Source organism: Bacteroidota bacterium (assembly GCA_039714315.1).
Classification (GTDB): Bacteria; Bacteroidota; Bacteroidia; order Flavobacteriales; family JADGDT01; genus JADGDT01.
The window spans coordinates 1-26686 of the sequence record JBDLJM010000026.1; the positions used below are offsets into that span (position 1 = coordinate 1).

29 protein-coding genes are annotated in these 26686 nt (G+C 33.8%); 19 read left to right on the forward strand and 10 right to left on the reverse strand.

Translation table 11 applies throughout. The features are described from left to right. Positions 1-384: 384 nt before the first annotated feature. From ABFR62_04500 to trpA, 8 genes are all read left to right on the forward strand, one after another. The gene (locus tag ABFR62_04500; protein ID MEN8137673.1) at positions 385-1785 is read left to right on the forward strand and encodes an anthranilate synthase component I family protein; all 1401 of its coding nucleotides are present in this window, start codon (positions 385-387) and stop codon (positions 1783-1785) included. Between the two features lie 41 nt (positions 1786-1826). Further along, positions 1827-2393 (forward strand): aminodeoxychorismate/anthranilate synthase component II, encoded by a 567-nt coding sequence (locus ABFR62_04505; protein ID MEN8137674.1) that lies wholly within the window; start codon positions 1827-1829, stop codon positions 2391-2393. 129 nt (positions 2394-2522) lie between these two features. Further along, entirely contained in the window at positions 2523-3506 is a 984-nt protein-coding gene (trpD, locus tag ABFR62_04510; protein MEN8137675.1) for an anthranilate phosphoribosyltransferase, read from the forward strand. A gap of 40 nt (positions 3507-3546) precedes the next feature. Further along, positions 3547-4326, forward strand: coding sequence for an indole-3-glycerol phosphate synthase TrpC (trpC, locus tag ABFR62_04515; protein MEN8137676.1), 780 nt, complete (start codon positions 3547-3549; stop codon positions 4324-4326). A gap of 148 nt (positions 4327-4474) precedes the next feature. After that, complete coding sequence (locus ABFR62_04520; GenBank protein ID MEN8137677.1) at positions 4475-5092, forward strand: phosphoribosylanthranilate isomerase; 618 nt, start codon at positions 4475-4477, stop codon at positions 5090-5092. A 55-nt stretch (positions 5093-5147) separates the two neighbouring features. Next, the gene (gene trpB / locus ABFR62_04525) at positions 5148-6329 is read left to right on the forward strand and encodes a tryptophan synthase subunit beta (protein ID MEN8137678.1); all 1182 of its coding nucleotides are present in this window, start codon (positions 5148-5150) and stop codon (positions 6327-6329) included. Between the two features lie 159 nt (positions 6330-6488). Further along, positions 6489-6701, forward strand: coding sequence for a four helix bundle protein (locus tag ABFR62_04530; protein ID MEN8137679.1), 213 nt, complete (start codon positions 6489-6491; stop codon positions 6699-6701). Positions 6702-6912: 211 nt separating this feature from the next. Next, positions 6913-7686, forward strand: coding sequence for a tryptophan synthase subunit alpha (gene trpA, locus ABFR62_04535; GenBank protein ID MEN8137680.1), 774 nt, complete (start codon positions 6913-6915; stop codon positions 7684-7686). 347 nt (positions 7687-8033) lie between these two features. On the opposite strand, the gene ABFR62_04540 is transcribed toward trpA, so the two are convergent. The 7 genes from ABFR62_04540 to ABFR62_04570 form a co-directional block, all read right to left on the reverse strand. After that, on the reverse strand, positions 8034-8207 hold the full coding sequence (locus tag ABFR62_04540; GenBank protein MEN8137681.1) for a hypothetical protein: 174 nt from the start codon (positions 8205-8207) through the stop codon (positions 8034-8036). Between the two features lie 10 nt (positions 8208-8217). After that, entirely contained in the window at positions 8218-9120 is a 903-nt protein-coding gene (locus tag ABFR62_04545) for a VOC family protein (protein ID MEN8137682.1), read from the reverse strand. A 110-nt stretch (positions 9121-9230) separates the two neighbouring features. After that, positions 9231-9929: a LytTR family DNA-binding domain-containing protein gene (locus ABFR62_04550; protein MEN8137683.1), complete on the reverse strand. Its 699-nt coding sequence runs from the start codon at positions 9927-9929 to the stop codon at positions 9231-9233. 182 nt (positions 9930-10111) lie between these two features. Beyond that, on the reverse strand, positions 10112-10444 hold the full coding sequence (locus ABFR62_04555; protein MEN8137684.1) for a hypothetical protein: 333 nt from the start codon (positions 10442-10444) through the stop codon (positions 10112-10114). 335 nt (positions 10445-10779) lie between these two features. Further along, entirely contained in the window at positions 10780-10947 is a 168-nt protein-coding gene (locus tag ABFR62_04560; protein MEN8137685.1) for a hypothetical protein, read from the reverse strand. 73 nt (positions 10948-11020) lie between these two features. Then, the gene (locus tag ABFR62_04565) at positions 11021-11794 is read right to left on the reverse strand and encodes a C40 family peptidase (GenBank protein MEN8137686.1); all 774 of its coding nucleotides are present in this window, start codon (positions 11792-11794) and stop codon (positions 11021-11023) included. 65 nt (positions 11795-11859) lie between these two features. After that, complete coding sequence (locus tag ABFR62_04570; protein ID MEN8137687.1) at positions 11860-13041, reverse strand: acetyl-CoA C-acyltransferase; 1182 nt, start codon at positions 13039-13041, stop codon at positions 11860-11862. Between the two features lie 393 nt (positions 13042-13434). On the opposite strand from ABFR62_04570, the gene ABFR62_04575 reads away from it, so the two are divergent. Together ABFR62_04575 and ABFR62_04580 are read left to right on the forward strand one after the other, a co-directional pair. Beyond that, on the forward strand, positions 13435-14016 hold the full coding sequence (locus ABFR62_04575) for a sigma-70 family RNA polymerase sigma factor (GenBank protein ID MEN8137688.1): 582 nt from the start codon (positions 13435-13437) through the stop codon (positions 14014-14016). A 111-nt stretch (positions 14017-14127) separates the two neighbouring features. Further along, positions 14128-14280: a hypothetical protein gene (locus ABFR62_04580; protein ID MEN8137689.1), complete on the forward strand. Its 153-nt coding sequence runs from the start codon at positions 14128-14130 to the stop codon at positions 14278-14280. Between the two features lie 28 nt (positions 14281-14308). On the opposite strand, the gene nth is transcribed toward ABFR62_04580, so the two are convergent. After that, positions 14309-14950, reverse strand: a complete 642-nt coding sequence (gene nth, locus ABFR62_04585) for an endonuclease III (GenBank protein MEN8137690.1) — start codon at positions 14948-14950, stop codon at positions 14309-14311. Between the two features lie 4 nt (positions 14951-14954). Next, entirely contained in the window at positions 14955-15479 is a 525-nt protein-coding gene (locus tag ABFR62_04590; protein MEN8137691.1) for a GNAT family protein, read from the reverse strand. Positions 15480-15674: 195 nt separating this feature from the next. On the opposite strand from ABFR62_04590, the gene ABFR62_04595 reads away from it, so the two are divergent. From ABFR62_04595 to ABFR62_04610, 4 genes are all read left to right on the forward strand, one after another. Beyond that, positions 15675-16583 carry a DMT family transporter gene (locus ABFR62_04595; protein ID MEN8137692.1) on the forward strand — a complete coding sequence of 303 codons (909 nt, stop codon included), beginning with the start codon at positions 15675-15677 and terminating at the stop codon, positions 16581-16583. A gap of 150 nt (positions 16584-16733) precedes the next feature. Further along, positions 16734-17426 (forward strand): NUDIX hydrolase, encoded by a 693-nt coding sequence (locus ABFR62_04600; protein MEN8137693.1) that lies wholly within the window; start codon positions 16734-16736, stop codon positions 17424-17426. Positions 17427-17980: 554 nt separating this feature from the next. Then, a complete protein-coding gene (locus ABFR62_04605; GenBank protein ID MEN8137694.1) occupies positions 17981-18691 on the forward strand; it encodes a porin family protein in 711 nt (236 codons plus the stop codon). A gap of 257 nt (positions 18692-18948) precedes the next feature. Then, on the forward strand, positions 18949-19659 hold the full coding sequence (locus tag ABFR62_04610; GenBank protein ID MEN8137695.1) for a porin family protein: 711 nt from the start codon (positions 18949-18951) through the stop codon (positions 19657-19659). Between the two features lie 88 nt (positions 19660-19747). Here the strand turns inward: ABFR62_04610 and aroB are convergent, their stop codons facing one another. Beyond that, positions 19748-20797 carry a 3-dehydroquinate synthase gene (gene aroB, locus ABFR62_04615; GenBank protein ID MEN8137696.1) on the reverse strand — a complete coding sequence of 350 codons (1050 nt, stop codon included), beginning with the start codon at positions 20795-20797 and terminating at the stop codon, positions 19748-19750. Between the two features lie 318 nt (positions 20798-21115). On the opposite strand from aroB, the gene ABFR62_04620 reads away from it, so the two are divergent. The 5 genes from ABFR62_04620 (at position 21116) to priA (ending at position 26678) form a co-directional block, all read left to right on the forward strand. Then, the gene (locus ABFR62_04620; GenBank protein MEN8137697.1) at positions 21116-21928 is read left to right on the forward strand and encodes a DUF2249 domain-containing protein; all 813 of its coding nucleotides are present in this window, start codon (positions 21116-21118) and stop codon (positions 21926-21928) included. Continuing rightward, entirely contained in the window at positions 21928-23208 is a 1281-nt protein-coding gene (locus ABFR62_04625; GenBank protein ID MEN8137698.1) for a hypothetical protein, read from the forward strand. Before ABFR62_04620 ends, ABFR62_04625 begins: the two co-directional genes overlap by 1 nt. A gap of 57 nt (positions 23209-23265) precedes the next feature. Then, positions 23266-23556, forward strand: coding sequence for a metal-sulfur cluster assembly factor (locus ABFR62_04630; GenBank protein ID MEN8137699.1), 291 nt, complete (start codon positions 23266-23268; stop codon positions 23554-23556). 130 nt (positions 23557-23686) lie between these two features. Next, the gene (locus ABFR62_04635) at positions 23687-24118 is read left to right on the forward strand and encodes an Rrf2 family transcriptional regulator (protein MEN8137700.1); all 432 of its coding nucleotides are present in this window, start codon (positions 23687-23689) and stop codon (positions 24116-24118) included. A 103-nt stretch (positions 24119-24221) separates the two neighbouring features. Beyond that, entirely contained in the window at positions 24222-26678 is a 2457-nt protein-coding gene (gene priA, locus ABFR62_04640) for a primosomal protein N' (GenBank protein ID MEN8137701.1), read from the forward strand. The last annotated feature ends 8 nt before the right edge of the window (positions 26679-26686 follow it).

The following is a 26686-nucleotide window of genomic DNA, read 5'->3' on the forward strand; positions in this document are numbered from 1 at the left end:
ATTAGAATAACACTTGTAAAATAAATAAGTTGATTTTTATATAAATCATTTGTCATTTAAAAAAACTCTTTGTTTATTTGCTATATCAACAAACAAAAATAATGCAAAAAATAAATACAATATGGTGGTGGCAAAGTAAGCTCTAAGAGTTGGCTACTGTATTGTGTATATAAAATATATCAACGGTTTGTTCAACATGAACAAACCGTTTTTTTTAATAATAAAGAATATCAAATGTTAAATAATAAAATAAATAATTGGTGGTGGCCTGTATTAACTCAATATGCGGGACAATCATGCTATAATATTATTTAATATAAAAACGGCTTGTCACTTTCCGCAGACATGCCGTTTTTTTATTGATCAAAAAACGAAGAAAACACGATGGAGACCTTGAACATAAAAACCAATTTTAAAACTAAATTAGCCGATACATCAACACCCGTTAGTTTGTATCTGAAGTTAAGAGATATTTATCCAAAATCTTTATTGCTTGAGAGTTCTGATTATCATTCAAAAGAGAATTCTTATTCTTTTATTTGCCTTAATCCGCTGGTAACACTTCAAATTGATGATAATAAAGCCAGTGTTGATTACTCATCATCAAAACTTGAAAGTCAAACGCTTGATGTAGACAGGAATTTCACAGAACTACTCGAAAGTGTAAGTGATAGTTTAAAACTGGAAAATGGAGATTATGTTAGAAGTTTTAATGGTTTCTATGGCTATATAGCTTATAATTCTATTCAGTATTTCGATACTATTAAGCTTAAAAACCACCGTTCTTCATCATCTCAGATTCCTTCAATTCAGTTTTCATTTTTTAAAAACATCATAGCTATTGATCATTTTAAAAATGAAATGATAGTGATTGAAAATCTTTTGGAGGGAGAAGTGTCAAAACTTGATAAGCTGATGTCACAGATAGATTCGCAGGGATTTGCTACTATGCCTTTCAAATTAGACGGGAAAGAAACTTCTAATATCACCGATAATGAATTTATAGATAATGTGAGAAAAGGAAAACAACATTGTAGAAGAGGAGATGTTTTTCAAATAGTATTGTCCCGTCAGTTCCAGCAAGCTTTTAAGGGGGATGATTTTAATGTTTACAGATCGTTACGTTCAATAAATCCTTCTCCGTATTTATTTTATTTCGATTATGAAGATTTCCATTTAATGGGGTCTTCTCCGGAGGCTCAAATAAAGGTTTCACAGGGTACAGCATTGATAAATCCGATTGCAGGCACTTTTAGGAGAACAGGTAATGACGATGAGGATAAAGAGCTTGCCGTACAATTATCGAACGACCCGAAGGAAAATGCCGAACATGTAATGCTTGTGGATTTAGCAAGAAATGATTTGAGTAGAAGTTGTACTAATGTAAAGGTAGAGACCTTTAAAGAAGTGCAATACTTCTCTCACGTAATTCATCTGGTTTCTACAGTTGACGGTGAAGTTGAAGGAAATCCCAGAAAGGTAATTGAATCTACTTTTCCTGCCGGAACATTATCGGGAGCTCCAAAATATAAGGCAATGCAACTTATTGATAAATATGAAAATCAGGACAGAGGTTTTTATGGCGGAGCTGTTGGTTACATCGGATTGGACGGGGAAGTAAACCTTGCTATTGCGATACGTTCGTTTGTTAGTAAGGATAACGTTTTATATTCGCAGGCAGGAGCAGGGATAGTAGATAAATCGGACGAGCAAAGCGAATTACAGGAAGTAAATAACAAGCTGTTTGCTCTGAAGAAAGCAGTAGAAATGGCCGAGAATATATAATTGCTTATAGCTTATAGCTTATAGCGTAAAGCATTTGAAATATGAAAGTTTTAGTATTAGATAATTACGATTCGTTTACATATAACCTTGTTCACATAATTGAGAAAATATTAGGTCACAAGATTGATGTATTTAGAAATGATGAAATTTCGTTGGAGGAGATTGAAAAATATGATAAAATTATTCTTTCTCCGGGTCCGGGAATACCCGATGAAGCAGGGATATTGAAAGATGTTATAAAAAAATATGCTCCGACAAAATCTATTTTTGGAGTTTGTCTTGGCGAGCAGGCTATAGCAGAAGTTTTTGGAGGAAAGTTAAATAACCTCAGTGAGGTTCACCATGGAGTATCGAGCAAGATGTTGGTTCTTGACGATGATATTTTGTTTGCCGAAGTGCCAAAAGAGTTCGAAGGTGGTCGTTATCATTCGTGGATAGTTTCCAAAGAGAATTTACCGGAAACATTGAAGGTGACATGTACAGATGAAGATGGTGAGATAATGGCTATTCGTCATAAGAAATATGATGTTGCAGGAGTTCAATTTCATCCTGAATCAGTTCTTACAGAGTCCGGCGAAAAAATGATTGAGAATTTTTTGAAAAGCTAAAGCTATTAAATATTCACTAGTACAATCTTTCTCGCATAGGAGAATGATTAAAAATAAAGATGACCGGTAGGCGGCGCAAATAATTAACTCCGTTGAACCTAAAGGTTTCACGGCTATTTTTTTAAACAGATGAAAAATATTCTAAACAGATTAATAAATAAAGAAACACTTTCTGCAAAAGAGGCAGAAGAGGTTTTACTGGATATAACCAACGGAAAATATAACGATTATCAATTGGTGTCATTTCTAACTGTTTTTTTAATGCGTCAGCTAACAGTAAGCGAATTTAAGGGCTTTCGCGAGGCTCTCTTAAAGCAAAGCTTGAATATAGATCTGGGTAATTACGAAACTATAGATCTTGTTGGAACGGGAGGCGACGGTAAGGACACTTTTAATATTTCTACACTTGCATCGTTTGTAGTGGCTGGTGCAGGATATAAGGTAACAAAGCATGGAAATTATTCATCGTCATCGGTAAGTGGTTCGTCAAATGTATTAGAATACCTGGGCTATAAATTTACAAACGATGAAGGTATTTTGAAGAAGCAACTGGAAAATGCGAATATTACATTTTTACATGCTCCTTTATTTCACCCGGCATTAAAAAATGTTGCCTCTGTTCGCAAGCAGTTGGGCCTGAAAACAATTTTCAACTTGTTGGGACCTGTTGCAAATCCATCCCGCCCAAAACATCAGCTATTGGGAGTTTACAGTAAGGAGATAGGAGAGTTGTATTCACAGCTATTAAAAGAAGCAGATGTAAACTATCACATAGTTCATAGTACAGACGGCTATGATGAAATATCGCTTACTTCGAATTTTGATTTGTTTAGCGATGGAAAGCACAAAGAGATCACTCCACAGGAAATTGGTTTTGAAAAAGCTCAGCAGTCCGATTTATTTGGAGGTGATAGTGTAGAAAAAGCCGGAGAGCTTTTTAGGAACATTATAGAAGGAAAGGGAAGTGACTCACAAAACAATGCTGTAATAGTCAATGCTGCTTATGCAATAAAAACTATTAGCGGTAAATCGTTGGAGGAGAGTATTGCTAAAGCCAGAGAATCATTGCTAAGAGGAAAAGCAAAGGAGAGTTTGGAATTGCTTATTAAGTAAGCGCAGTTGGATTAAAGCTAATATCTTAAAGCTTAGAATAATGACAATATTAGATGAAATAGTAGAATACAAGCGTAAGGAAGTAGCTGAACGAAAGAGTTTGGTTAGCCTGGAGTCGTTGAAAGAATTGGAAATGTATTTGCGTATACCTTATTCTCTGAAAGAATTTCTATTGGCTGAGGATAAATCAGGTGTAATTAGCGAATTTAAACGCCAGTCACCATCAAAAGGTTTGATAAACGGTACTTCAAAAGTGGCAGAAGTTGTTGCTAAATATCAGGAAGCGGGTGCATCGGCAGTTTCGGTATTAACAGATGGGAAGTCATTTGGAGGAGCACGACGCGATTTGCGGGAGGCTCGTGAAGTGTTACAAATACCTTTACTTAGAAAGGATTTTATTATCGACGAGTATCAGATTCACGAAGCAAAAGCAATTGGAGCAGATGTGATTTTGTTGATAGCTTCAATCTTATCGAAACAGGAAATTGAAGAGTTTTCTTCTCTGGCAAAGTCACTTGGTTTAAGTGTTCTTTTCGAAGTGCATAATGAAAAAGAATTAGAGAAGTTATGCGATACTATTGATGTAGTAGGTGTTAATAACAGAAATCTGGCAACCTTTGAAGTTAGCATTAAAAATTCAATTTCACTGGCAGATAAGATACCTGATCGTTGTATAAAAGTATCGGAAAGCGGGATATCGGAAGTAGAAAAGATAAAGGAGTTAAAAAAGTACGGATATAAAGGTTTCTTGATAGGGGAAAATTTCATGAAGACTGAAAATCCGGGAGAGAGTGCTATTGAATTTATCGGTACTTTATAAATTTTATTGCAGTGAAATATTCATGATGTAATTTTTCTAACACCACGCTTTAGCGTGGCAGGCAAGGGGAATGATAATATGCGAGTTACATCCCTGCCTGCAAGATGCTGTCAGGCAGGTGACCTATTAAAAATCAAATTATTAACAGATGAAAAAGTTAATAAAAGTTTGTGGGATGCGGGAATCCCAAAATATAGAGGAGCTTAGTGAACTCGATATAGATATGATGGGGATGATATTTTATCCTAAATCACCCAGATATATTGAAAAAGTACCTGTTTTATCAGGTGAATTGAATATAGATAAAGTTGGAGTTTTTGTAAACTCTAATTCAACAGAAATTCTTGAAAAAGTTGATGAATTTAACCTGAATATTGTTCAGTTACACGGAAATGAAAAGGCAGATTGCTGTAATGATATTAGTGATTCGGGAGTTGTTGTGATGAAGGCATTCGGGATAGACGAGGGCTTCGATTTTTCAGTTTTGGAAGAGTATGAGAGATCAGTTTCAATGTTTGTATTTGATACTAAAACTAAAGACTATGGCGGTTCCGGAAAAAAGTTTAATTGGAATAAGTTGAAAGAGTACAAAGGGAATATTCCGTTCTTACTGAGCGGAGGAATAGGCCCGAATGATATTGCTGAAGTGTTAAACTTTGAGCATCCAAAATATGCCGGAGTTGATTTAAACAGCGGGTTTGAAATAAAACCGGCACTGAAAAATATTGATTTATTAAAAGAGTTCATTAAGAAATATAGAAATTGAACGTTATTCTGAGCGCAGTACAGTGAAGTTGAAATGACGTTAAATTATAAGTATCATGGATTATACAGTTGACAAAGAAGGATTTTACGGAGAATTTGGAGGAGCATTTATACCTGAGTTGCTTTATTCAAACGTGAAAGAGTTAAAAGAAAACTATATTCAAATTATTGAATCTGAAGAGTTTCAAACTGAGTATAAAAGTTTGCTTAAGGACTATGTGGGGCGTCCGTCGCCATTGTATTATGCGAAGCGTCTTTCTGAAAAATACGGAGGTAATATTTATCTTAAAAGAGAAGATTTAAATCATACGGGAGCACATAAGGTGAATAATACTGTTGGTCAAATTTTACTGGCAAAAGAGCTGGGAAAAAAGCGAATTATTGCCGAAACCGGTGCAGGACAACACGGTGTCGCTACCGCTACTGTTTGCGCATTGATGGATCTGGAATGTATTGTATATATGGGTGAGGTTGATATTGAACGTCAGGCCCCTAATGTAGCCCGTATGAAAATGCTGGGTGCAGAAGTTCGTTCGGCAACCAGCGGATCAAAAACTTTGAAAGATGCTACAAACGAAGCTATAAGAGATTGGATCAATAATCCGGAGGATACATATTATCTGATTGGTTCTGTTGTTGGACCACATCCATACCCCGATTTAGTTGCCCGATTGCAGTCTGTAATTTCAGAGGAAATGAAAACGCAGTTGAAAGAAAAAACAGGGAATGAAAATCCTGATAAAATAATTGCCTGTGTTGGTGGCGGGAGTAATGCTGCAGGTGCTTTTTACCATTATTTAGATGATGAAAAAGTAGAACTTATTGCTGTTGAAGCTGCCGGGAAAGGCGTTAGTAGTGGTGAAACTGCCGCGACAACCACTATTGGAAGTCCCGGAGTGATCCATGGAAGTAAGACTTTATTAATGCAGGATGAATACGGTCAAATTACAGAGCCTTATTCACTTTCTGCGGGACTGGATTATCCAGGTATAGGTCCATTACATGCTCATTTGTTTGCATCGCACAGGGGGAGGTTTTTGAGTGCCACAGATAAGGAAGCGTTAGATTCGGCAAAGGAATTAACTTTGTTAGAAGGTATTATTCCTGCTCTGGAATCGGCACATGCATTAGCCGCTTTATCAAAAATAGAAATAAAAGAAAATGATACTGTAGTAGTTAACCTGTCGGGCAGAGGCGATAAGGATATGGAGACTTATATCAGGGAGTTGGGGTATTGATTTGGGTTTCTGGTTTCTGGTTTCTGGTTTCTGGTTTCTGGTTTCTGGTTTCTGGTTTCTGGTTTCTGGTTTCTGGTTTCTGGTTTCTGGTTTCTGGTTTCTGGAGGGTATATACTAATTGATATTTTGTAAATTAGAGTGGATTTTAAGGAATTTACTATGAAAAGTTACCGGGATCTGGAAATTTACCAGATGGCATATCAATTAGCAGTCGAAGTTCATCTTTTGACAATGAAGTTGCCAAAGTATGAATTATATGAGCAAGGGAGCCAAGTGAGACGATCTTCAAAAAGTATCAAAGATACAATTGTTGAAGGTTATGGTAGAAGAAGATATAAAGCTGACTTTATCAGGTTTTTGTTTTATTCATAAGCTTCATGTGATGAAAGTACCTCTCAACTTGAGATGATTAATGAATTATATTTTAAAGAAAAACCAATAACTGAATTATTGGATAAATATGATATACTTGGGAAAAAGATCAATAAATTTATTCAATATGTAGATGGAAATTGGATATAACTTGTTGTTTACGAGCAACAAGTAACTAGCAACTAGCAACAGGATATAAATAACAAGTAAGATGAACAAATTACAAGAACTATTTCAAAATAAAAAGAACGATATTCTATCGATATATTTCACTGCGGGTTATCCTGAATTGGAAATGACCGGCGATATAGTTAAAAGATTAGAAAAGTCCGGAGTTGATTTTATCGAAGTAGGGATGCCATTTTCAGATCCTATGGCCGATGGACCTACCATACAGCAAAGTAGCGAGAAAGCTTTGGAGAATGGAATGAATTTAGATGCTTATTTTAAGCAATTAAAAGCTATTAAGGATGAAGTTTCGTTGCCTTTGATTGCTATGGGTTATGTAAATCAAATGATGCGATATGGAGATGACAAATTTCTTAAAGCATGTGCAGAATCGGGGATTAGTGGTTTAATTTTGCCGGATTTACCTTTGAAAATATACAAGGAAGAATATGAGAAAAAATTACAAAAATACGGACTTGTAAATATTTTTCTGGTGACTCCGCAAACATCAGATGAAAGAATCAGGGAGATTGATGAGATAAGTAATTCATTTATTTATATGGTATCATCAGCATCTACAACAGGATCTAAAAGTAGTATTGATAATTCTCAAATAGAGTATTTTGAGAGGTTGAAGAATATGAAACTTAGAAATCCTTTAGTGATTGGGTTTGGTATTTCAAATTCTGAAACATACTCACAGGCTTGTAAATATGCATCCGGTGCTATAATTGGAAGTGCTTTCGTAAAAGCTGTAGAGAAGGAGGCAGGAGAAGAAGTAATTTCAACCTTTGTCTCGGGAATTAGAGCTAATTAGTTCAGGTACCCATTACAACCTTTTTTTTTTACCGCAAAGTTTCGCAAAGTTATGCGCAATTACGGAGTAATCATGAACACCAAAAAAACAATAAATACTTGTGAGTAAAGTTTCGCGAAGTATTTTTGCGTTATGTTGCGCATACCTTTATTCACGAGAGTCTATAGTGGGTGTTCATGATTGCTTCCGTCGGCTAAGCCGAGGCACTGCACAATTGCGTTACTTCGCGGTTATTTTTTTGTCATTATCTCACCTGCCCATCCGGTCAGGCGGGTTGGAGTTTCTGCGAAAAAACATAGGTCTCGAAATGACTTGTTTTTTGGTTTTGAGGCAGCCTCTTTGTGTTTTTATCGTATTGGTCCGCCAACATTCATATGTGGTTCTACCGAAAACGGACCTACGTGCATCGTTGGGGCATTGATATCAATACCGCCATAAACGTGGGGATGACAACTGTTAAAAGCGAATACTAAGCCTACTAGTATTACTATCAAATACAATATTCTTTTTATTTTCTGCATGACACCAATTTTAATTCTTTGCAATTTCCTCTTTTATCATTTCCATTTCTTCAGGAATAATTGTTCTTAATAAAATTCCTGCTCCACCCGGGTCAGTAATTACAGCAACTAAAGACCCATTTGGGTTCTTGTGCGCTTGTAATAAAACTTTACCCCCAAATTTTTCAACTTTAGATATTACATCGTCTATATTTTCAACATAGATGTAAGTAAACCATGCATTTTTAATTTTATCATTTGGCGTAACAGTAATTCCGGCTCTACTAATTCCGGCACTGCTTAAGACTTTATAGCTTTTATTGTTTATTTTTCTTTCTTCTAATGTGTAGCCAAATAGCGAGCTATAGAATTTTGCCGGTTTTTCAATATCTAATGTCCAATATTCATTCCACAGCCAATCACCATTTTGTGGAACTTTCGCTTCGGGTGTTCCGCTTGTTGATTGTAGCATTGCAAAGGCTGCACCTTCTGAATCTGCTGCTAAGGCTAAATAACCTCTGCCTTCAATTTTTAAAGGGTCTCCATAAAGTTTAGCTCCTAATTTTTTTGCAGTTTCTATAGATTGATTTATATCAAAAACAGAAATAGACGATACCCATTGGGTTATTGTAGAGGCATTATCAAATTTTGTTACATCTACTATACCTCCAATAGGTCTTCCCCATTTATAGATCATTGTATAATTATAATTATTGGCTAATTCATATGTGTCGAATTCCCAACCAAAAAGCTTAGAGTAGAATATTTTACTCTCTTCTACTTTTGTTGTTAGTAGATCGTGCCATACAAATTTCCCCTGAACATAATTGTCATTTGATTGAGCCGTAATAGGAGGGGCAGTTAAGGATGGTGAACACGACGACAGTATTACTATAAAAATAGTAATTATTAAGGTATAATAATTCTTAATCATAGTATTAAACTTTAAAATTAATCTTTTGTTTATACTATTAAATTTAAGAATAATTATTGACAACTACATTGTAATAGGTTGGTTATGTGTTTATTGCGAAGTGTTGGTGTTTAATTTGCGTTTAACAATTCAAAAAGTTTAGATTTTTTTGTTCTGCTAAGTGGCAGTTCCTGTTTTTCAATTTCAACAGTTTTGCTGTTAAACTTTTTGACTCTCTCAAGGTTTACTATAAAAGATTTGTGTATTCTCATAAATCTTTCCTCCGGAAGTTTAGCTACAAATGCTTTCATCGTAGATAGGACAATATAGTTTTCATCATCTGTAACAACCTTTACGTAGTCACCTATAGCTTCAATCCACTTGATATTTTTTAAATATACTTTCTTATTTACTAAATTGCTTTTTACAAATATAGTTTCATCTGCACTTTCGAACTCATCGGTATTGTAAACTTTTTCGTGTAGTAAAATTGCCCGTTCTATTGCCTTGTTAAAACTTTCCGATTGAATTGGCTTGGTTAAAAAACCTGTGACGTTATATTTAAACGCATCGTAGGCGTATTCTTTTTTAGCAGTAGTGATAATAACCTGAGTATTTCCTTCTAAAGTGTCGAGAAAATCAAATCCGGATATAACCGGCATTTCTATATCTAAGAAAATTAAATCTACCTTGGTATTTTTAATTGCTTCGCGGGTTTCGATAGCATTTGTAAATTTACCGATAAGGTTCAGGGCAGGATGTTTTCTAACTAATTCTGAAATTAGTTTTAATTGAATTTTCGAATCATCAATCGTTACACAGTTCAACATGGCAGGTAGTTACATTTTAATTTTAGGCAATAAAAATGCTAGAAAAATCTTCATTAAAATATTTCAAAAACAAGATATAATGGTGCTTTTAGCACAGCCTATTTATATCAGTACTAATATATAAAGACATTTTAATCTTTTTACAAAATTACAATTTTTTGCTATAATAAAAAAAATAATAATTATCTAATCTTAGTCTTAATAAGATTATAGATATACCACATTATCACTAAAACCCAAATTAGCAACAATAGCCAGGATTTGATTGAGAAGTAGAATAATATAATGAATAATGAAGTAATTATATTAATAGAAGAAGCTCCGATTAAAGTAGTTTTTGTACTCGATTTTGACAGGGGGATAGTATAGAGGTTAAACAGACTTGCCATAGCAGATAAGGCTGCCATAATTTTATTTCCCTGCAGGTAAAATATCACAGTGGGTATTGCAAATACGAGAGAATTTAATAAGGCTTCAATAGTTTGCTTTTTATTATAACCTTTGTCTTTTTTCATCATCAATTTTTTATCTAATACCAAATAAACATAAAAAACCTTTAGGTTCAGCGCAGCTAATGCACCATATCTTTTTCATCTAATCCATTTTTATTTCACTTAATATTTATTATTCACAAAACAATAACTTCAATTGAGTTCATGAATAGCTTTGCTTACTTCCGTAGCCCTGCTATGCAATAAATTTTAAATTCATAAAAAAGAATTATACCTCAAATCTAAAGGTGCATTTTAAAATTCATTTGGTAGAACAAAAGTATGAATTGAATTTAATTAAATAAAAAAGATTCCCTTATCAGGAATCTTTTTTATTGTAGTTTATGTGAGTAATAATTTTAGACGAATATTGTTCCGACAACTTTTGCATTAGGATAACGGTCTTTCCATAAATCTATAGCACTTTTATCTTTTATTGTAATAAAGGTTTTATAGTCTAATTTAACTTTAAACCGCTTAATTTTTTTTCCGGCTTCGGCCAGATTTTCTTTAATTTTAGTTTTCATAGTTGTAATATTTAAAGTTTTAGTCTAACCAAGATAGAAAAAAACCTCAAAGATATTTACTACAAAAACAATTTTAACATATCTTTTTGATTACTCGCAATTTGTGAGAATGTCTTTGGGTGTCAACATTATAGATGCCTGTATGATCTATCCTGTCTATACGAACTTTTCCGTGGGCATGAATAATGTAATTATTTTCTAAAATAATTCCTACATGAATAATTTCACCTTCTTCGTTATCGAAAAAAGCCAAATCACCGGGTTCTGATTCTTCTATAAAACTCAATACTTCACCCAGTTTAGCCTGATCAGCAGCATTTCTTGGTATTTGTATACCATTAAGTTTATAGACCATTTGAGTATATCCTGAACAGTCTATTCCCATTGGTGATTTGCCTCCCCATAGATATGGAGAATTTAAATACATAAAAGCATTATCGACCAGTTTGCTTTTATCTTTTCTTTTGTATTCAACAACATCACCTTCATATTTATATTCTTTGTTGGTCAATGCAAAATGATTATTGGAATAATAAGGTAATAATGATCCTATAGGAATCGGTATCATATTATTATCCATATCAAAAACAAAGTCTATGAAGTCGTTGGTGAGAATTTTATTTGAGTTGTTTAATTTGTTGAATTCTTTTTCAGAGATAGGAATAAACTGTTTTTTGTCGATCCATCCTACAAAATTATCGAATGAGTTTTCAATTTTAGTCCAAGAGTCTATTTCTTCAATAATTTTAAAGTATTCTCCAAATAGCAGTTGGTTAATTTGTTCACTATTGTGATCATTTTCTAACCTTACAGGTATGACACTAAGATTGCAAATTCCGTAATTCATCAATTTGGTTTAGGTAAAATTATTGCCCGAAGATAATAATGTTCGGGCAATAATTAATACCGGGATTAAAGTTTTTCAATAATCATTGCTGAAGCACCTCCACCTCCGTTACAAATACCTGCTAATCCGTATTTTGCATTGTTTTGTTCAAGTACGTTTAACAAAGTAACCATAATTCTGGCTCCTGAACATCCAAGGGGGTGTCCTAAGGATACAGCTCCGCCATTAATATTAGTTTTGTCAGGATCCATTTCCATTAATTTCATATTAGCTAAGCTAACAACTGCAAAAGCTTCGTTTATTTCGAAGAATTCCATATCGCTTAGTTTCATACCTGCTTTATCTAATGCTTTATTCATTGCTTTGGCAGGTGCGGTAGTAAACCATTCCGGTTCATGAGCTGCATCAGCATAAGATTTTATTACAGCGAGTGGTTTAATTCCTAATTCATCTGCTTTTTTTCTGCTCATTAATATAACTGCTGCAGCTCCGTCGTTGATTGTGGAAGCATTAGCAGCTGTTACTGTTCCATCTTTTTTAAATACAGGTCGCAGACCGGGGATTTTTTCGAACTTAACATTTTTAAACTCTTCATCTTCCGATACAACTATTGCATCACCACGTCTTTGTGGAATTTCAACCGGTACAATTTCATTGGCGAAATTTCCATTTTCCCACGCTTTGGCAGATCTTGTATAAGATTCAACAGAGTAGGAGTCCTGCTCTTCCCGGGTGAAATTCATTTCACTTGCACACAATTCAGCACTTTCTCCCATGTGTTTACCACTATAGGCATCCAGTAATCCATCCCGAAGCATACCATCGGCCATTTTAAAATCACCTAATTTCTGACCGGTTCTTCCATTCGGGAAATAATGAGGGATTTGCGACATATTCTCCATTCCCCCGGTCATTACTATTTCATTGTCGCCTGCCAAAATAGATTGAGCACCTATCATCATTGCCTTTAAGCCCGAAGAACATACTTTATTTACCGTAGTACACGGTACTGTGTTGGGAATTCCGGCATAAATAGAAGCCTGTCTGGCTGGTGCTTGTCCCAAATTTGCCTGGATTACATTTCCAAAAAATACTTCTTCGATCAATTTAGAACTCAGATTAATTCTGTCTAAAGCACCTTTAATAGCAGTCGCTCCTAATTTTGTAGCCGGTATAGTAGATAAACTTCCACCAAAACTGCCAATAGGAGTTCGAACTGCCGAAACAATTACAACTTCGTTTTTCATCAGTAAAAAATTCTTATGTTGATTATACGTTGGTTATTCTTATGACGAATATATGAATTAATATTTATGTTTTTGATGTGAATTGAAATCTATAAGTTATAGGCTGAAGTGAATTATTTGCAATAAAAATATTTAAATACAATGGAGGTATTAACATGATTGTTTAATAGGGGTATAGTGTTGATAATCAAGGGTGAATGGGCGATTTGTATGATGTTGGTATAATAATTGGGTATGTGTAAAAAGTTAAAAAGTGTTATTTTTAGCTCAAAAAATTTTACTTATTAAGTAAAATTTATATTTTTGATAGATAATAAACAAAAAAGCAATTGCCTATAGATATAATTCTACTTTAAAAAAAAATATTCTAACACCACAATAAATAAGTAGATTATGTCTGTATCTGATTATAACGATTCCAAGTTAGTTAGTAATTATATTAATGGAGATGAGTCAGCCATAGAAGTGTTGATTTATCGCCATAAAACTAAAATATATAATTTCATATATTCCAAAATTGGAGATAGAGATCTAACTGAAGATATATTCCAGGATACCTTTATCAAGGTTATCAATACTTTAAAACGAAAAAAATATAATGAAGAGGGAAGGTTTCTATCCTGGGTGATGAGAATTGCCCATAATTTAGTAATTGATCATTTCAGAAAAGAAAACCGTTTACCAAAATACTCGAATAAGAGTGATTTTGATGTTTTTTTACTGGTGAAAGACGATAAACTAAATATTGAGAATGAACTTATAAAGTCCCAGATAGAGTCAGATGTAAAATTACTTATAGAGCAGTTGCCTGATGAGCAAAAAGAAGTATTGAAAATGCGTCATTACAATGATTTGAGTTTTAAGGAAATCGCCGAAAATACAGGGGTGAGTATAAATACAGCCCTGGGAAGAATGCGCTATGCTTTGATCAATTTAAAAAAGATGATAGAAGAAAAGAACCTTATTCTCCACTGATTGTAATCTAAATAATTACAATTACATAAGGAAAAGTTATAATAAAAAATAAAATATCATACAATATGCTTTGACATCCCACGTTATTTAATTGAATAATAAATCATAAATATGGAAAAAAGTTACATTCAATTAAAGAGTAAAGATGGGATTATGTTGAAGGGACCAAAGAAAGAAACCATTGATTTTTTACTGTCGTATTCAAAAGCGCTGAAAGTTATCAAGGGTAGTAAGTTAAATGAGTTTGAATTGATTTTAAATTAAAAAAACTGCCTGAAAAGGCAGTTTTTTTTTAGAGTTCTTTTAAAACGGATTTTCTACCTACTGTTCTTAGAATTATATCATTTTCCAATTTTAAACCTCTTGCCGGCGAATATTCTCTGCCATAAAGTATTATTTGAATATGTAGTTTGTTCCACAATTCTTTCGGAAATAGTCTTTTTGCGTCTTTTTCTGTTTGAGTTACATTTTTTCCGTTTGTCAGTCCCCATTTGTACATAAGTCTGTGAATGTGAGTGTCAACAGGAAATGCGGGAACTCCAAATGCCTGCGACATCACAACAGAAGCTGTTTTATGTCCTACACCCGGTAGAGCTTCAAGGTCTTCAAAGTTTTTAGGAACTTCAGAATTATGCTTTTCGATTAATATTTTTGATAAATTCCATATTGCCTTTGATTTTTGAGGAGATAAACCAACAGGTTTGATTATTTCTCTAATTTCATCAATGCTTAGCTTAATCATTGCTTCAGGAACATCGGCTTTCTTAAATAATATAGGTGTATGCAGATTAACTCTGGCATCAGTGCTTTGAGCCGAGAGTAAAACAGCGATCAATAAGGTATAAGGACTGTAATGGTCAAGTGGGATAGGAGGGTTAGGATACATTTCCTCCAGAGTATTTACTATGAAGTCGATCTTTTCTTTTTTAGTCATATTTTCAAAAATCAGATTTTAAAATTCTAAATAAATGTAAGTCTAAAAAAGTATCATTTTTATAAATAGCATCCTTAAGAACTGCTTCTTCTGTATAATTACACTTTATTAAAACTTTTTTTGAGGCTTCGTTGTTCGAAAAAACTTTAGCCTGGATTCTGTGAATATCAAAACTGTTAAAACAATATTCCGTAAATCGTTTTACGGATTTGCTGATAATGCCTTTATTTTGAAATTCAGTACCTATCCAATATCCTATCTCAATTGTTTTGCGATAAATATCCTTAGACTTTATAATTCCTATTCCTCCAACACAATTATCATTAACAAGAATTGCAAAATTAAGATTTTCTTCCAAATTGTTGTTAAATTCTATCCAGGAGTCAGCATCTGATTTAGTATAAGGATGAGGAAAAGTATCGCCAAGATATTTGGTAATATCATTCGAATTGGCATGTTTAAGTAATCCGTCAATGTGATTTTCCTGCCAACTGCATATTGTGGTTTTATTGTCTACTTTGATGTTCAATTTTTTAGATAATATGTTGATTCTCTGATTTGTAATTTATTATTGATAGTTTGTCATTTGTTTTTCATCCGTATCTGATTTTCGAGTATTTTCGCTAATAACACTTATTGAATACATATTCATTAATTAGATGATTGTCTTATCTTTGTTTTGTGTATTTGCAATAAATATAACAGTTATTAAAATAAAATATTCATGAAGTATAGTTTTTTGGTTTTTTTGGGTGCTGCAAGTTATGGAATATTGTCAACTATTGCCAAGTTGAGTTATAAGGCAGGTTTCACTGCTGCAGATGCCACCGGGAGTCAAATGATTTTTGGGGTCATAATTCTTTGGGCAATTGTTTTGATAAAAGAGAAAGGAAAAACAAAAACAAAGACTAATAAATCAGATATAGTTCGTCTGATGCTTATGGGAATACCTGTTGGCTTAACGAGTGTATTTTATTACCAGTCGGTACAACTGCTTCCTGCCTCGATTGCGATACTGTTATTGTTTCAATTTACATGGATAGGAATTTTATTGGAAGCTATTTCTTTAAAGAAACTTCCTTCATTAGCTAAAGTTGTTTCTACAGTTATTTTGATGGGGGGAACTGTTTTAGCTTCAGGAGTATTAGAAAACGGTCTTGGCGGCTATAATACCAAAGGGATAATTTATGGTCTATTGGCATCAGTATCATATGCATTGTTCATATTTTTTAACGGAAAAAGCACCAGTTCAATCAGCGCGACCAAAAAAAGTGCCCTTATGCTAACGGGTGCCGCAATACTTACTGTATTAGTCTACCCTCCCGTGTTCTTAATTAATGGGGCAGTTCTAAACGGATTGGCAATTTATGGAATTCCACTGGCCTTGTTTGGTGCAGTTATTCCTCCATTATTGTTCGCAATTGGAATTCCGAAAATCGGGGTTGGACTGAGTTCGATTATTAATGCAGCAGAGCTGCCTGTTGCGGTAATGGCTTCAAGTGTTGTTTTGGGTGAAGTTGTAACATCATCGCAGTGGACGGGGGTAAGTATTATTTTGGCTGCCATGATATTACCAAATCTGATAGAAAGAAAGATAAATAAGAAAAAAGTAATTTCTGAATTAAGGAATTAGTGAAAAATATTTTGTTATAGTTTTTACAGGAAGATATTACTCAAATATAAATATCTTTAGAGTTCTATTCACCAATAGAAAATTTATTAAATAATTTTGTGAGTGAAGTTATCCGGATTAAATTTGTACGACTTGAATAAAAAGTAAATTATGGAAAGAAAAGATATAGAAGAGTATTTTAATGTAGCACTGGCGACATCACTTGTTATTTTTGGATTTGATTTTGAAAAACTACACATCCTGTTAAAATATAATGAAGATGAACCATTTAAAGGTGCATATATTCTTCCATCCAGGTATATTAAACCGGATCAAAGTATTGATTTAAATGTAAAGAAGCTGCTAATAGACTCTATAGGAAGTGATGATGCATACATCGAACAGTTGAATGCCAGCGGGAAGGTTTTTAGAAATCCACTAGGCAGAGTTGTAAATATAGGTCATTACGGATTAGTTCGCTTTGATCATAAAGATACGGATAAGTTTCAAAAAAATGGATTAAAATGGTTCGCATACGATGAAATACCCGATCTGGCATTCGATCATAATATAATTGTAGATTTTGCAAAAGAACGTTTAAAGAGAAGGGTAAAACGTCGTCCTGTAGGCTTTAACCTGCTACCAAAGGAGTTTACTATTACTCAGCTGCAGGCTTTATATGAAGAAGCTCTGGACAAAACTTTCGATAAACGAAACTTCAGAAAGAAGATATTTAATTCGAAGCTTCTTATCGACTTAGAAAAAACAATAGAAACAAGTAGTGGTAAAGTATCTAAACTTTACAGATTTGATGAAGACAAGTATGCTAAAATGTCTTCAAAAGGATACGATTTCCTTTTTTAAGGATTTGTTAAAATATTTAAAAACTCCGTAATTTTTTAAGGTTACGGAGTTTTTTTATGGTTTGCTGAGACGAAACTTTTATATTAGTTACTATAGTAGCTTTAGAAAATAGATTCTTTGCATTTCCTTTGCGAAAAACTTTGCGGTCTTTGCGTGAAATTCACACTAATTTTCACGCAAAGACCGCAAAGCTAAAAACGCTAACGCAAAGAGAACAATATATGTTAAAAATAATATTGGTTCTTAAAATTTCCTCCCCTGAAAATGAAATATAGATCTATAGATAACTCTTTAGTAAAGTAGGGTATTAGCTGCTTTTTTCGTAAATTTGATTTAGCAAAAACCAATGCCAAAAATTAAATTGAATACTATTTTTTCGGCTTCCTTTTTAATTATATTTCCCCATCACAATTTATATTCATAAAGTCACTGATATCTATGATAGAGATATTATACTAAGTATTTCATGTTAGTTATGAGTGTATATCTTCGTGATCTAACTTGTAGCTATATAACTTAAGTGTAGAATTTAACAACACTAATCTAAAATTGAAATGAAAAATTTGATTAAAATTTTTACAGTTATTGTGTTGGTTGTTTTGTTTACAGTTGACACACAGGCACAGGTTAAGTTTGGGGTAAAAGCAGGGGTGAATTTTAATGATATTGCTCAAAATATTAAAAGTAATGAATTGGAATTTGACTCAAAAATGGGTATTGGTTATCATGCTGGAGCCTTGATTGATTATTCATTTAATGAAGAAATGGGCTTGCAGTCCGGAATAATATGGAACAGAAAAGGATTTGATGCAGATGGTTTTTCTTATTATGGATTTGATATAGATGCAGATATTTCAGCATTTTTGAATTACATAGAAATACCCTTACATTTTGTGTATAAACTTAATTCCTTTCAGTTTTATGCAGGACCATATTTTGCTTTTGGTTTAGGTGGCGTAATGGAGGTAATCGTAAATAATAATAATTATGACATTGATGTAAGTAGAGATATAGAATTAATTCCGGTATATGGAGAAGTTGACGAAGATGATTATGATAATGACGAAATGCCTGTTAGGGGATTTGATTATGGTATTGATTTTGGTCTGGGATATGAGTTAGGACCTGTATTATTAAATGCCGGATATTCTATCGGACTGGGAAATATAACTCCAAATTACACGGATCCGGATATTGACCCTAAGGACGAGAAAAGGTCAAACAGAGTAATTACAGTTTCGGTAGCATATATGTTTGGTAAATAATTTAATTAGATAATTTAAAAATAAATAATACTTCGAGCCCCTGTTTTTACAGGGGTTTTGTGTGAAATGATTTAAGTCACAAATAATATCATTGAAGATATATACCCTAATAAGGGATATTTTTTATATTCGTGCTCTTGAAACTCTTAATAAAATATTGATAATACTGTTTTTTAGAATATTTGTCTAAAAAGCATAGTGGGGGAAGCCGAAAAACCAAAGAGTAGGCACTATTCATAATTTTTAACTAATTCTAAATGAAAAATTTTATTAAAACTTTTGCAGTCTTAGGACTGATTACTTTATTCTCGGTGAGTGCGCAGGCCCAGATTAAATATGGAGTAAAAGGTGGATTAAACCTAAGTGATATTGCTCAAAACCTTAAAGACAGTGATGAAGAGATGGATACTAAAATGCGTATCGGTTATCACATAGGAGCTACAGTTGATTATACAATTAATGAAAAAGTTAGTTTGCAATCAGGTCTTCTATTGACAAGTAAAGGCTTTAAAGTAGAGGATAGTGAATCAGAGGCAGGTTTTTCTGCAGATTATAAAGTGTCCGGGATTGTAAATTACCTTGAAATACCTGTACATTTTGCATATAAAATCAATGATTTTCAAATTTATGCCGGTCCTTATTTAGCTTTTGGAGTAGGGGGAAAATTTAAAACAGAATATAGTTTAACCTTCAATGGAAATACAGAAAGCGACAGTGATGAAACAAAACTTAAGCCTGTATTTGGAGAAGTAGCTGAAGGTGATTTAGAAGAGGATGAAGGAGCATACAATGCTTTTGATTACGGTTTAAATTTTGGTATTGGATATCAGGTAGGTCCTGTTTTATTAAATGCAGGATATTCTCTTGGCTTAGGAAATTTTGTACCTAAATATGAAAATTCTGATAATGAGGATAAAGTATCTAACAGAGTAATTTCTGTTTCTGCTACTTATTTCTTCGGGAAATAATAAGAGAATTTAATTATAAGACAATAGCTCAAAAAATATAGTGTTTTTTGAGCTATTGTTATTTATACCTTAAGTGAAATATCAAGATTTACGCCAGATAATACTCCAAAGCATCTTCAATTTCCTCCGGCAACGCATAGCAGTCAAACGCACAGTCGCCAATTTCGTTTAGTAAGCTAAAGCTTACCACTCCCGATACATTTTTCTTATCGTGTTTCATCAGATCGAGAATTGCAGGGAAATCCTTCTCATCAATTCTGGTTTTTGGGAAATATTCCAGGATAACCTTCTTAATTTTTTCGGCATCGTCCATTTCAAAGCCTGTTTTTAAGGTAGAAAGATAAGCTTCGGCTATCATACCAATAGCAATGGCTTCACCGTGGTACAGCATATTATCACTATCCATGTAAAAAGTTTCAACAGCGTGACCAATAGTGTGTCCGTAGTTGAGTATTTTTCTCAATCCCTGTTCGGTTGGATCCTGAGTTACTACATCAATTTTAACAGAAACAGACTGTTTTATAAGTTCATCTAAGTTATTAATATCCAGATCGTCGAGTTTAGTCAGGTTTTGCCAGTGATCTTTGTTTGCTATTAATCCGTGTTTAATCATTTCGGCCAAACCGGAACGCATCTGACGGGGTTCAAGTGTTGACAGAAACTGTGAAGATACCAATACCATTTCCGGCAGATTGAAAACACCGATCTGGTTTTTTAGCTTTCCGAGATCTATACCCGTTTTACCACCTGTAGAAGCATCCACCATGCTAAGAAGGGTAGTGGGAACGTTTATGAATTTCATGCCGCGCTTGAAGGTTGAAGCTACAAAACCTCCCATGTCTGTAAGTACTCCTCCTCCAAGATTTATCAACAACGATTTACGGTCGGCACCCAGTTCTGTGAGTGTGTTCCATAAACTCACTACAGTTTCGATATTCTTATTTTCTTCGCCCGGTTCAATTTCTATCAATTCATAATCCGTAAGACTTCCAACATTTTGTAAAAAAGGAGGCAAACAGTATTCCAGTGTGTTTGAATCTGTCAGTACAAACACTTTGCTGAACGATTTGTTTGTATTTAAATAGTCATTTAATGCCATGTATGCATTTTCTCCAAAAAGTACTTTGCCCTTTTCCATTATGGTATAGAATAAAAATTGAAGAGCAAAAATAATTAAAGTAAGCGATTATGCGACTTTTATCAGGAAAATATAATAAAAAGACATTTAAGTCTTTTATTGTTCGATTTAAGTTTTATATTTGCACTGTAGAATTAATCTAAATAAGAATAATACTGTTTTTATATTAATTTTGCAGTAAATTTGCGCTAGGGATGGAGGCGGCATCCTTTTAATTCTGGTCACTGAGCGGGGCCGAAGTAACATAATTAAAAGATATAGCCGAGAGCCCGGTAGCCTGACGCAGGAAGGCTAAGCGCCCAAAAAAACAGGAATAGAATGAAGATTAACGAACAAACAAGAGTTTCGGACTTAATAAAATTTAATGAAGCTTCGATAGATGCGATTGCGTCAATAAACAAGCATTTCACAAAGTTGAAGAATCCGATTTTGCGAAAAGTATTGGCAAAACGGGTGAGTATTGCTGATGCTGCAAAAGTTGGAGGGACAACAGTGGAAGATTTTTATAAAGTTTTACGACCTTTGGGATTCGAATCTGAAATAATTGATTTTAATAAAGAAATTAAGCCTAACACAGAATATAAAGTATCGGATATGGATATTAATAACATTGACCCATCAAAATTAACAGAGCTTGACGTAAGAGACGAAATAGCCGGAGGAAATGATCCTTTCGTAATAATTATGGATGCATTGAAAAAAATGCCTGAGGATAACACACTTAAGCTTATCAATATTTTTGAACCAATACCATTAATAAATAAGCTCAACAAAAAGGGTTACAGCACTTTTGTAGATACAAGTGTAGAAGGAATGGTAGTTACATATTTTCATAAAGAACAAGATATGGAGATAGAAGAAGAAACCCGCTTTGCCAGTAAAGACACATTCGAAAAAGTTAAAGGTTTTTACGGAGATAAAATAGTAGAGATTGATGTTAGGGACCTGGAAATGCCGGAACCTATGGTTCAGACTCTTGCAAATGCTGAAAATTTAAAAGAGGGTTACGCGCTTTACGTAAACCATAAAAAAGTACCTCAATATTTAATTCCTGAGCTGGAAGAAAGGGGAATGAAGTTCCTGATTTACGAAATTGAAGAAGGAAATGTAAAACTTTTAATTTTCAGATAATGGTTGGAGTAGCCAGTAAAAATGCACCACCACCAAATGTAGTGGTACCACATTTTGTTTTCGGAGCTGTTTCTTTTTTAGTTTTAACAATCTTACTATTTTTTAATGTAGAAGGAATTGCGGGGCACTATTTTAATCCAAAATTGTTGGCTCTTGTACATCTTACGGCATTGGGGTGGATTTCAATGGTAATTTTTGGTGCCTTATATCAATTAGTGCCCGTAGTATTAGATGTTAAACTCCACAATGAGAAACTTGCAAGAGTAAACTTCTTTATTTATGCACTTTCTATAATAGTATTCGTATTTGCTTTTTGGGATTTATATGCCAGATCAATACTTTTCCAAGCTGGAGGAAGTCTGATGTTTGTATCGATATTAATTTTCTCATACAACATAATGATGAGTGCATTTAATGCAAAAAGAAAGCTGATAGCGGCAAAATTTATTATTGCATCAATATTTTGGTTTTTTACTACGGCAGTTTTTGGTTTGATACTGGTTTTTCAATTAACAAATCCTTTTTTAGATATAAATCATTTACAATTCCTTAAAGCTCATGCTCATTTTGGTTTAGTTGGATGGTTTTTATTATTGATAATAGGAGTGTCGAGCAGATTAGTGCCAATGTTTTTGGTAACACATAATCTCAATGAGAAGAAATTGTCGTTTGCCTTATACATTATAAATATTGGATTAATTGCGCTTGCTACAACTTTCTTTATGGAGCTTGCTGTCATTTATATTATAGCTTCTGCTATATTGATAATTATAGGTATAGGTAGCTATGTAAGTTTCTTAATCGATGCTTATAAGAACCGAATAAAAAAGGTTTTGGATATAGGTATGCAGCATACAGCATTATCCATTTTAACATTAATTTTTCCTGTAATATTTGCAATGATAGCTCCTTTTACTTTCGAAGGTCAATTTGAATTATCTCAGCAAAGTGTACTTGTTTATGGATTGAGTATTTTACTCGGATTCATTACTTCACTGTTACTAGGGCAAACATATAAAACTTTGCCGTTTATTGTATGGCTTTTCGAGTATAGAGGAAAAATGGGTAAAGGAGAAACACCTATGCCAAAGGATTTATATAATGAAAAAATAGCCCGGATTCATTACTTCACATTTGCAATTGGTTTTTTATCGCTTATTGCCGGAGTTTTAGTGAATTATATCCCTGCAATGTATACAGGAGCAGGATTTTTTGTTATAACAGCTCTGCTTTATAATTATAACGTAATAAAAATAATAAGACATAAGGCGGCTTTTTAAAGTACAAAGTCTATAAGTGATTTACAGAAAATATTTAGAATAATTAAACAGATAAAAATGGAAGATAAAATATACGAACTGTTAAAAACAGTTATAGATCCTGAGGTAGATGTAAATATTGTTGATTTAGGTTTGGTTTACGATATTAAAGTTGAAGGAAATAAAGTTGAAGTAGTAATGACGCTTTCAACGCGGGGATGTCCGCTTGGTGATACTATAATGGAGAACGCAGCTCATGTTATAAAAGCAAATATTAAGGATGTTGAAGTTGATGTGCAGCTGGTTTGGGAGCCTGCATGGACACCGGATTTGATTTCTCCTGAAGGTAAGGCGATGCTGGGAATGTAGTTTTGTGTATATAACTGTTTGTTGAAAAACATGTTTGTTGTTTAATAAAAGAATTATATTAGCGGCAACTAACCACTAATTTATAACAATTAAGTTTGTATAGATTTGTAAAACTTACCAATAGAGAATTATGTTTTCAAAGAGTTGTGAATATGGAATAAGAGCAGTTTTGTATTTGGCTGCAAATAGTACTGAGGGAAAACGTTGTGGCATTAAACCTATTGCTGCAAAGCTTGAGATCCCAAATCATTTTTTGGGAAAAATTCTCCAGAAACTGGCGCGTGAAAAGGTTATACATTCGATAAAAGGGCCTAATGGCGGTTTTTATACAACAGATGAGGATGTGAAACAAGCAATGATAACGGTTGTTAATGTTTTGGATGGACCGAAAGTTTTTAGTTCATGTGCTGTAGGATTAAAAGAGTGTTCGGACGAAAAACCCTGTCCCTTACATAATGATATAAAGCCATTTAGAGATGCATTAAGAGATTCAATGCAATCGAGGTCTATACAAAGTTTTGCTGAAACTCTTGAAAATGACGGAACTTATCTGGTTTTGTAAGGTATAGCGATATGTTATAATATAAGCTGCTAAATTTTAATTAGTAGCTTATTTTTTTTTAAAATATTCTATACATTTACTTTTTAAATCTTAATTGAACAACTTGAAGTATTACTTAAATATAATTGTGCCGGTTCCTTTGGAACAAAGTTATACCTATGAGTGCACTGCAGAGGATTTTTCTAAAACAGGTATAGGAAGCAGGGTTATTGTTCAGTTTGGCAGATCGAAATACTATACGGGGATTGTTGTACATAAACACCATAATACTCCTGAAATACACAAACCAAAATTTATTGAGCAGGTTTTAGATGAAAAACCTATTGTTAATTCTATACAGTTAAAGTTCTGGACATGGATAGCTAAATATTACCTCTCTACTTTAGGTGAAGTATATAGAAATGTAGTGCCTTCTTCATTAAAACTTGAGAGCGAAACTAAAATTTTAAGGAATCCTGATTTTGAGGATGAAAAGGCTGATGAATTACCTGATAATGAATTCCTGATATACGAGGCATTAAATGTTCAAAATGCATTGACAATAAAAGAGGTATCCGAGATTATTTCGAAGAAAAACCCTCTTCCTACTATAAAAAGTCTGATTGAAAAGGGGGTTATTTCACCTTTCGAAGAAATAAAGGAAAGGTATAAGCCTAAGATGTTGAACTATCTTAGACTAACTCCCGAAATGGAAACAGAGTCAAGTTTACAGGAAGTTTTTTCCACATTGGGAAGAGCAAAAAAACAGTATGAACTGCTTTTAAAGTTTTTGAGTGTTAAGGCACAGACACAAAAACCGGTAGCTCTAACAGAATTGTTAAAATCTGTTGATTCTAATCATGCTGTATTAAAAGGTTTGACAGATAAAGGTATTTTGGAAACTTATAGTGCTGAAGTATCAAGGATTGAGAAATCAGGCTCCGATATTCAGGAGCAAAAAGTATTATCCGAAGAGCAGGAAAGGGCTTATAGAGAGATAAAAGAAAAGTTCGAAGATAAAGATGTAGTGTTATTTCAGGGGGTAACATCCAGTGGAAAAACAGAAATTTATGTTAAGCTTATTCAAGAGCAAATAGATAAAGGTAAGCAGGTGTTGTTTCTTGTTCCTGAAATTGCGCTTACAACTCAATTAATTAACAGACTGGTCAAATTTTTTGGGGATAAAGTAGGAGTTTATCATTCGAAATTTAATCCCAACGAAAGGGTAGAAGTTTGGAATACCGTAAATGAGAACATAGGAAAACACCAGATAGTTCTGGGGCCACGATCGGCCTTATTTCTGCCTTTTTCAAATATCGGGTTGATTGTTGTTGACGAAGAACACGAGAGTTCATATAAACAACACGATCCATCACCAAGATATCACGCCAGAGATATGGCTATTATTTTGAGTCATTTTCACGATGCAAAGGTTCTTCTGGGGTCTGCAACTCCTTCATTGGAGTCGGTGTATAATGTTCAGCAAAAGAAATATGCATATGTGGGTTTGAATAAACGCTATGGTGATATTATGATGCCTCATATCGAAATTGCAGATATAAAAGAAGATCACCGTAAAAAAAAGATGAGGAATCATTTCGGAGAGAGGCTTTTTCTGGAGATGGAAGACGTTTTAAGAGCAAAAAAACAAATTATACTTTTTCAGAACCGCCGTGGATACTCTCCTGTTGTGGAGTGTGAAACATGTGGAACCACAGTTGAATGTCCACATTGCGATGTTACACTTACTTTTCACAATCACTCCAATCAGTTGCGTTGTCATTACTGTGGATATTCAATGCCGATGATCAGGAACTGTAAGTCGTGCGGAAGTCCCAGACTTGATACTAAAGGATTAGGAACAGAACAAATAGAGAAAGAGGTAGAGGATCTTTTTCCGGGAGCGCTTGTTGCAAGATTGGATTTAGACACTACTAGAAAGAAATATGCATATCAGGATATAATATATAAATTCGAAAACAAGGAAATTGACATTCTCATCGGTACGCAGATGGTAACCAAGGGACTGGATTTTGATAATGTAGCTTTAGTAGGAATTTTAAATGCCGATAATATGCTTAATTTCCCTGACTTCAGAGCACATGAAAAGGCATACCAGCTCATGGAGCAGGTAGCAGGAAGATCGGGCAGAAAAGGGGAGAGAGGCAAGGTAATTATTCAGACTTTTAATCCATACCATCAGATCGTTCAACAGGTGTCGGCAAATAAATTTGGAGAGATGGTGAAAGAGCAATTAAACGAACGACGAATATATCATTATCCTCCATACTACAGGCTGATTAAACTAACCTTAAAACACCGCGATAAAATCAAGGTAGATAATGTAGCCCAACATGTAGCCGAAAGTGTTAGAACCCTTAAAGGAGCAATTGTTCTGGGACCGGAGTACCCATCTATTGCAAGAGTACGAAACCTTTACAATAAAAATATTCTGATAAAGATTAAAAACGATCAGGATTTGGAACCGGGTAAAAAATATATCAAACAGGTATTCAGTCACTTCCAGGAAATAAAAGCCTACAGGTCGGTTAGGTTTGTTATTGATGTGGATCCGGTTTAGTTCAAAGA

Excerpts from the sequence above, each read along its gene's own strand:
- ABFR62_04500 (MEN8137673.1), top strand. The coding sequence starts at position 385 with ATGGAGACCTTGAACATAAAAACCAATTTTAAAACTAAATTAGCCGAT.
- ABFR62_04505 (MEN8137674.1), top strand. The coding sequence starts at position 1,827 with ATGAAAGTTTTAGTATTAGATAATTACGATTCGTTTACATATAACCTT.
- trpD (MEN8137675.1), top strand. The coding sequence starts at position 2,523 with ATGAAAAATATTCTAAACAGATTAATAAATAAAGAAACACTTTCTGCA.
- trpC (MEN8137676.1), top strand. The coding sequence starts at position 3,547 with ATGACAATATTAGATGAAATAGTAGAATACAAGCGTAAGGAAGTAGCT.
- ABFR62_04520 (MEN8137677.1), top strand. The coding sequence starts at position 4,475 with ATGAAAAAGTTAATAAAAGTTTGTGGGATGCGGGAATCCCAAAATATA.
- trpB (MEN8137678.1), top strand. The coding sequence starts at position 5,148 with ATGGATTATACAGTTGACAAAGAAGGATTTTACGGAGAATTTGGAGGA.
- ABFR62_04530 (MEN8137679.1), top strand. The coding sequence starts at position 6,489 with ATGAAAAGTTACCGGGATCTGGAAATTTACCAGATGGCATATCAATTA.
- trpA (MEN8137680.1), top strand. The coding sequence starts at position 6,913 with ATGAACAAATTACAAGAACTATTTCAAAATAAAAAGAACGATATTCTA.
- ABFR62_04540 (MEN8137681.1), bottom strand. The coding sequence starts at position 8,207 with ATGCAGAAAATAAAAAGAATATTGTATTTGATAGTAATACTAGTAGGC.
- ABFR62_04545 (MEN8137682.1), bottom strand. The coding sequence starts at position 9,120 with ATGATTAAGAATTATTATACCTTAATAATTACTATTTTTATAGTAATA.
- ABFR62_04550 (MEN8137683.1), bottom strand. The coding sequence starts at position 9,929 with ATGTTGAACTGTGTAACGATTGATGATTCGAAAATTCAATTAAAACTA.
- ABFR62_04555 (MEN8137684.1), bottom strand. The coding sequence starts at position 10,444 with ATGAAAAAAGACAAAGGTTATAATAAAAAGCAAACTATTGAAGCCTTA.
- ABFR62_04560 (MEN8137685.1), bottom strand. The coding sequence starts at position 10,947 with ATGAAAACTAAAATTAAAGAAAATCTGGCCGAAGCCGGAAAAAAAATT.
- ABFR62_04565 (MEN8137686.1), bottom strand. The coding sequence starts at position 11,794 with ATGAATTACGGAATTTGCAATCTTAGTGTCATACCTGTAAGGTTAGAA.
- ABFR62_04570 (MEN8137687.1), bottom strand. The coding sequence starts at position 13,041 with ATGAAAAACGAAGTTGTAATTGTTTCGGCAGTTCGAACTCCTATTGGC.
- ABFR62_04575 (MEN8137688.1), top strand. The coding sequence starts at position 13,435 with ATGTCTGTATCTGATTATAACGATTCCAAGTTAGTTAGTAATTATATT.
- ABFR62_04580 (MEN8137689.1), top strand. The coding sequence starts at position 14,128 with ATGGAAAAAAGTTACATTCAATTAAAGAGTAAAGATGGGATTATGTTG.
- nth (MEN8137690.1), bottom strand. The coding sequence starts at position 14,950 with ATGACTAAAAAAGAAAAGATCGACTTCATAGTAAATACTCTGGAGGAA.
- ABFR62_04595 (MEN8137692.1), top strand. The coding sequence starts at position 15,675 with ATGAAGTATAGTTTTTTGGTTTTTTTGGGTGCTGCAAGTTATGGAATA.
- ABFR62_04600 (MEN8137693.1), top strand. The coding sequence starts at position 16,734 with ATGGAAAGAAAAGATATAGAAGAGTATTTTAATGTAGCACTGGCGACA.
- ABFR62_04605 (MEN8137694.1), top strand. The coding sequence starts at position 17,981 with ATGAAAAATTTGATTAAAATTTTTACAGTTATTGTGTTGGTTGTTTTG.
- ABFR62_04610 (MEN8137695.1), top strand. The coding sequence starts at position 18,949 with ATGAAAAATTTTATTAAAACTTTTGCAGTCTTAGGACTGATTACTTTA.
- aroB (MEN8137696.1), bottom strand. The coding sequence starts at position 20,797 with ATGGAAAAGGGCAAAGTACTTTTTGGAGAAAATGCATACATGGCATTA.
- ABFR62_04620 (MEN8137697.1), top strand. The coding sequence starts at position 21,116 with ATGAAGATTAACGAACAAACAAGAGTTTCGGACTTAATAAAATTTAAT.
- ABFR62_04625 (MEN8137698.1), top strand. The coding sequence starts at position 21,928 with ATGGTTGGAGTAGCCAGTAAAAATGCACCACCACCAAATGTAGTGGTA.
- ABFR62_04630 (MEN8137699.1), top strand. The coding sequence starts at position 23,266 with ATGGAAGATAAAATATACGAACTGTTAAAAACAGTTATAGATCCTGAG.
- ABFR62_04635 (MEN8137700.1), top strand. The coding sequence starts at position 23,687 with ATGTTTTCAAAGAGTTGTGAATATGGAATAAGAGCAGTTTTGTATTTG.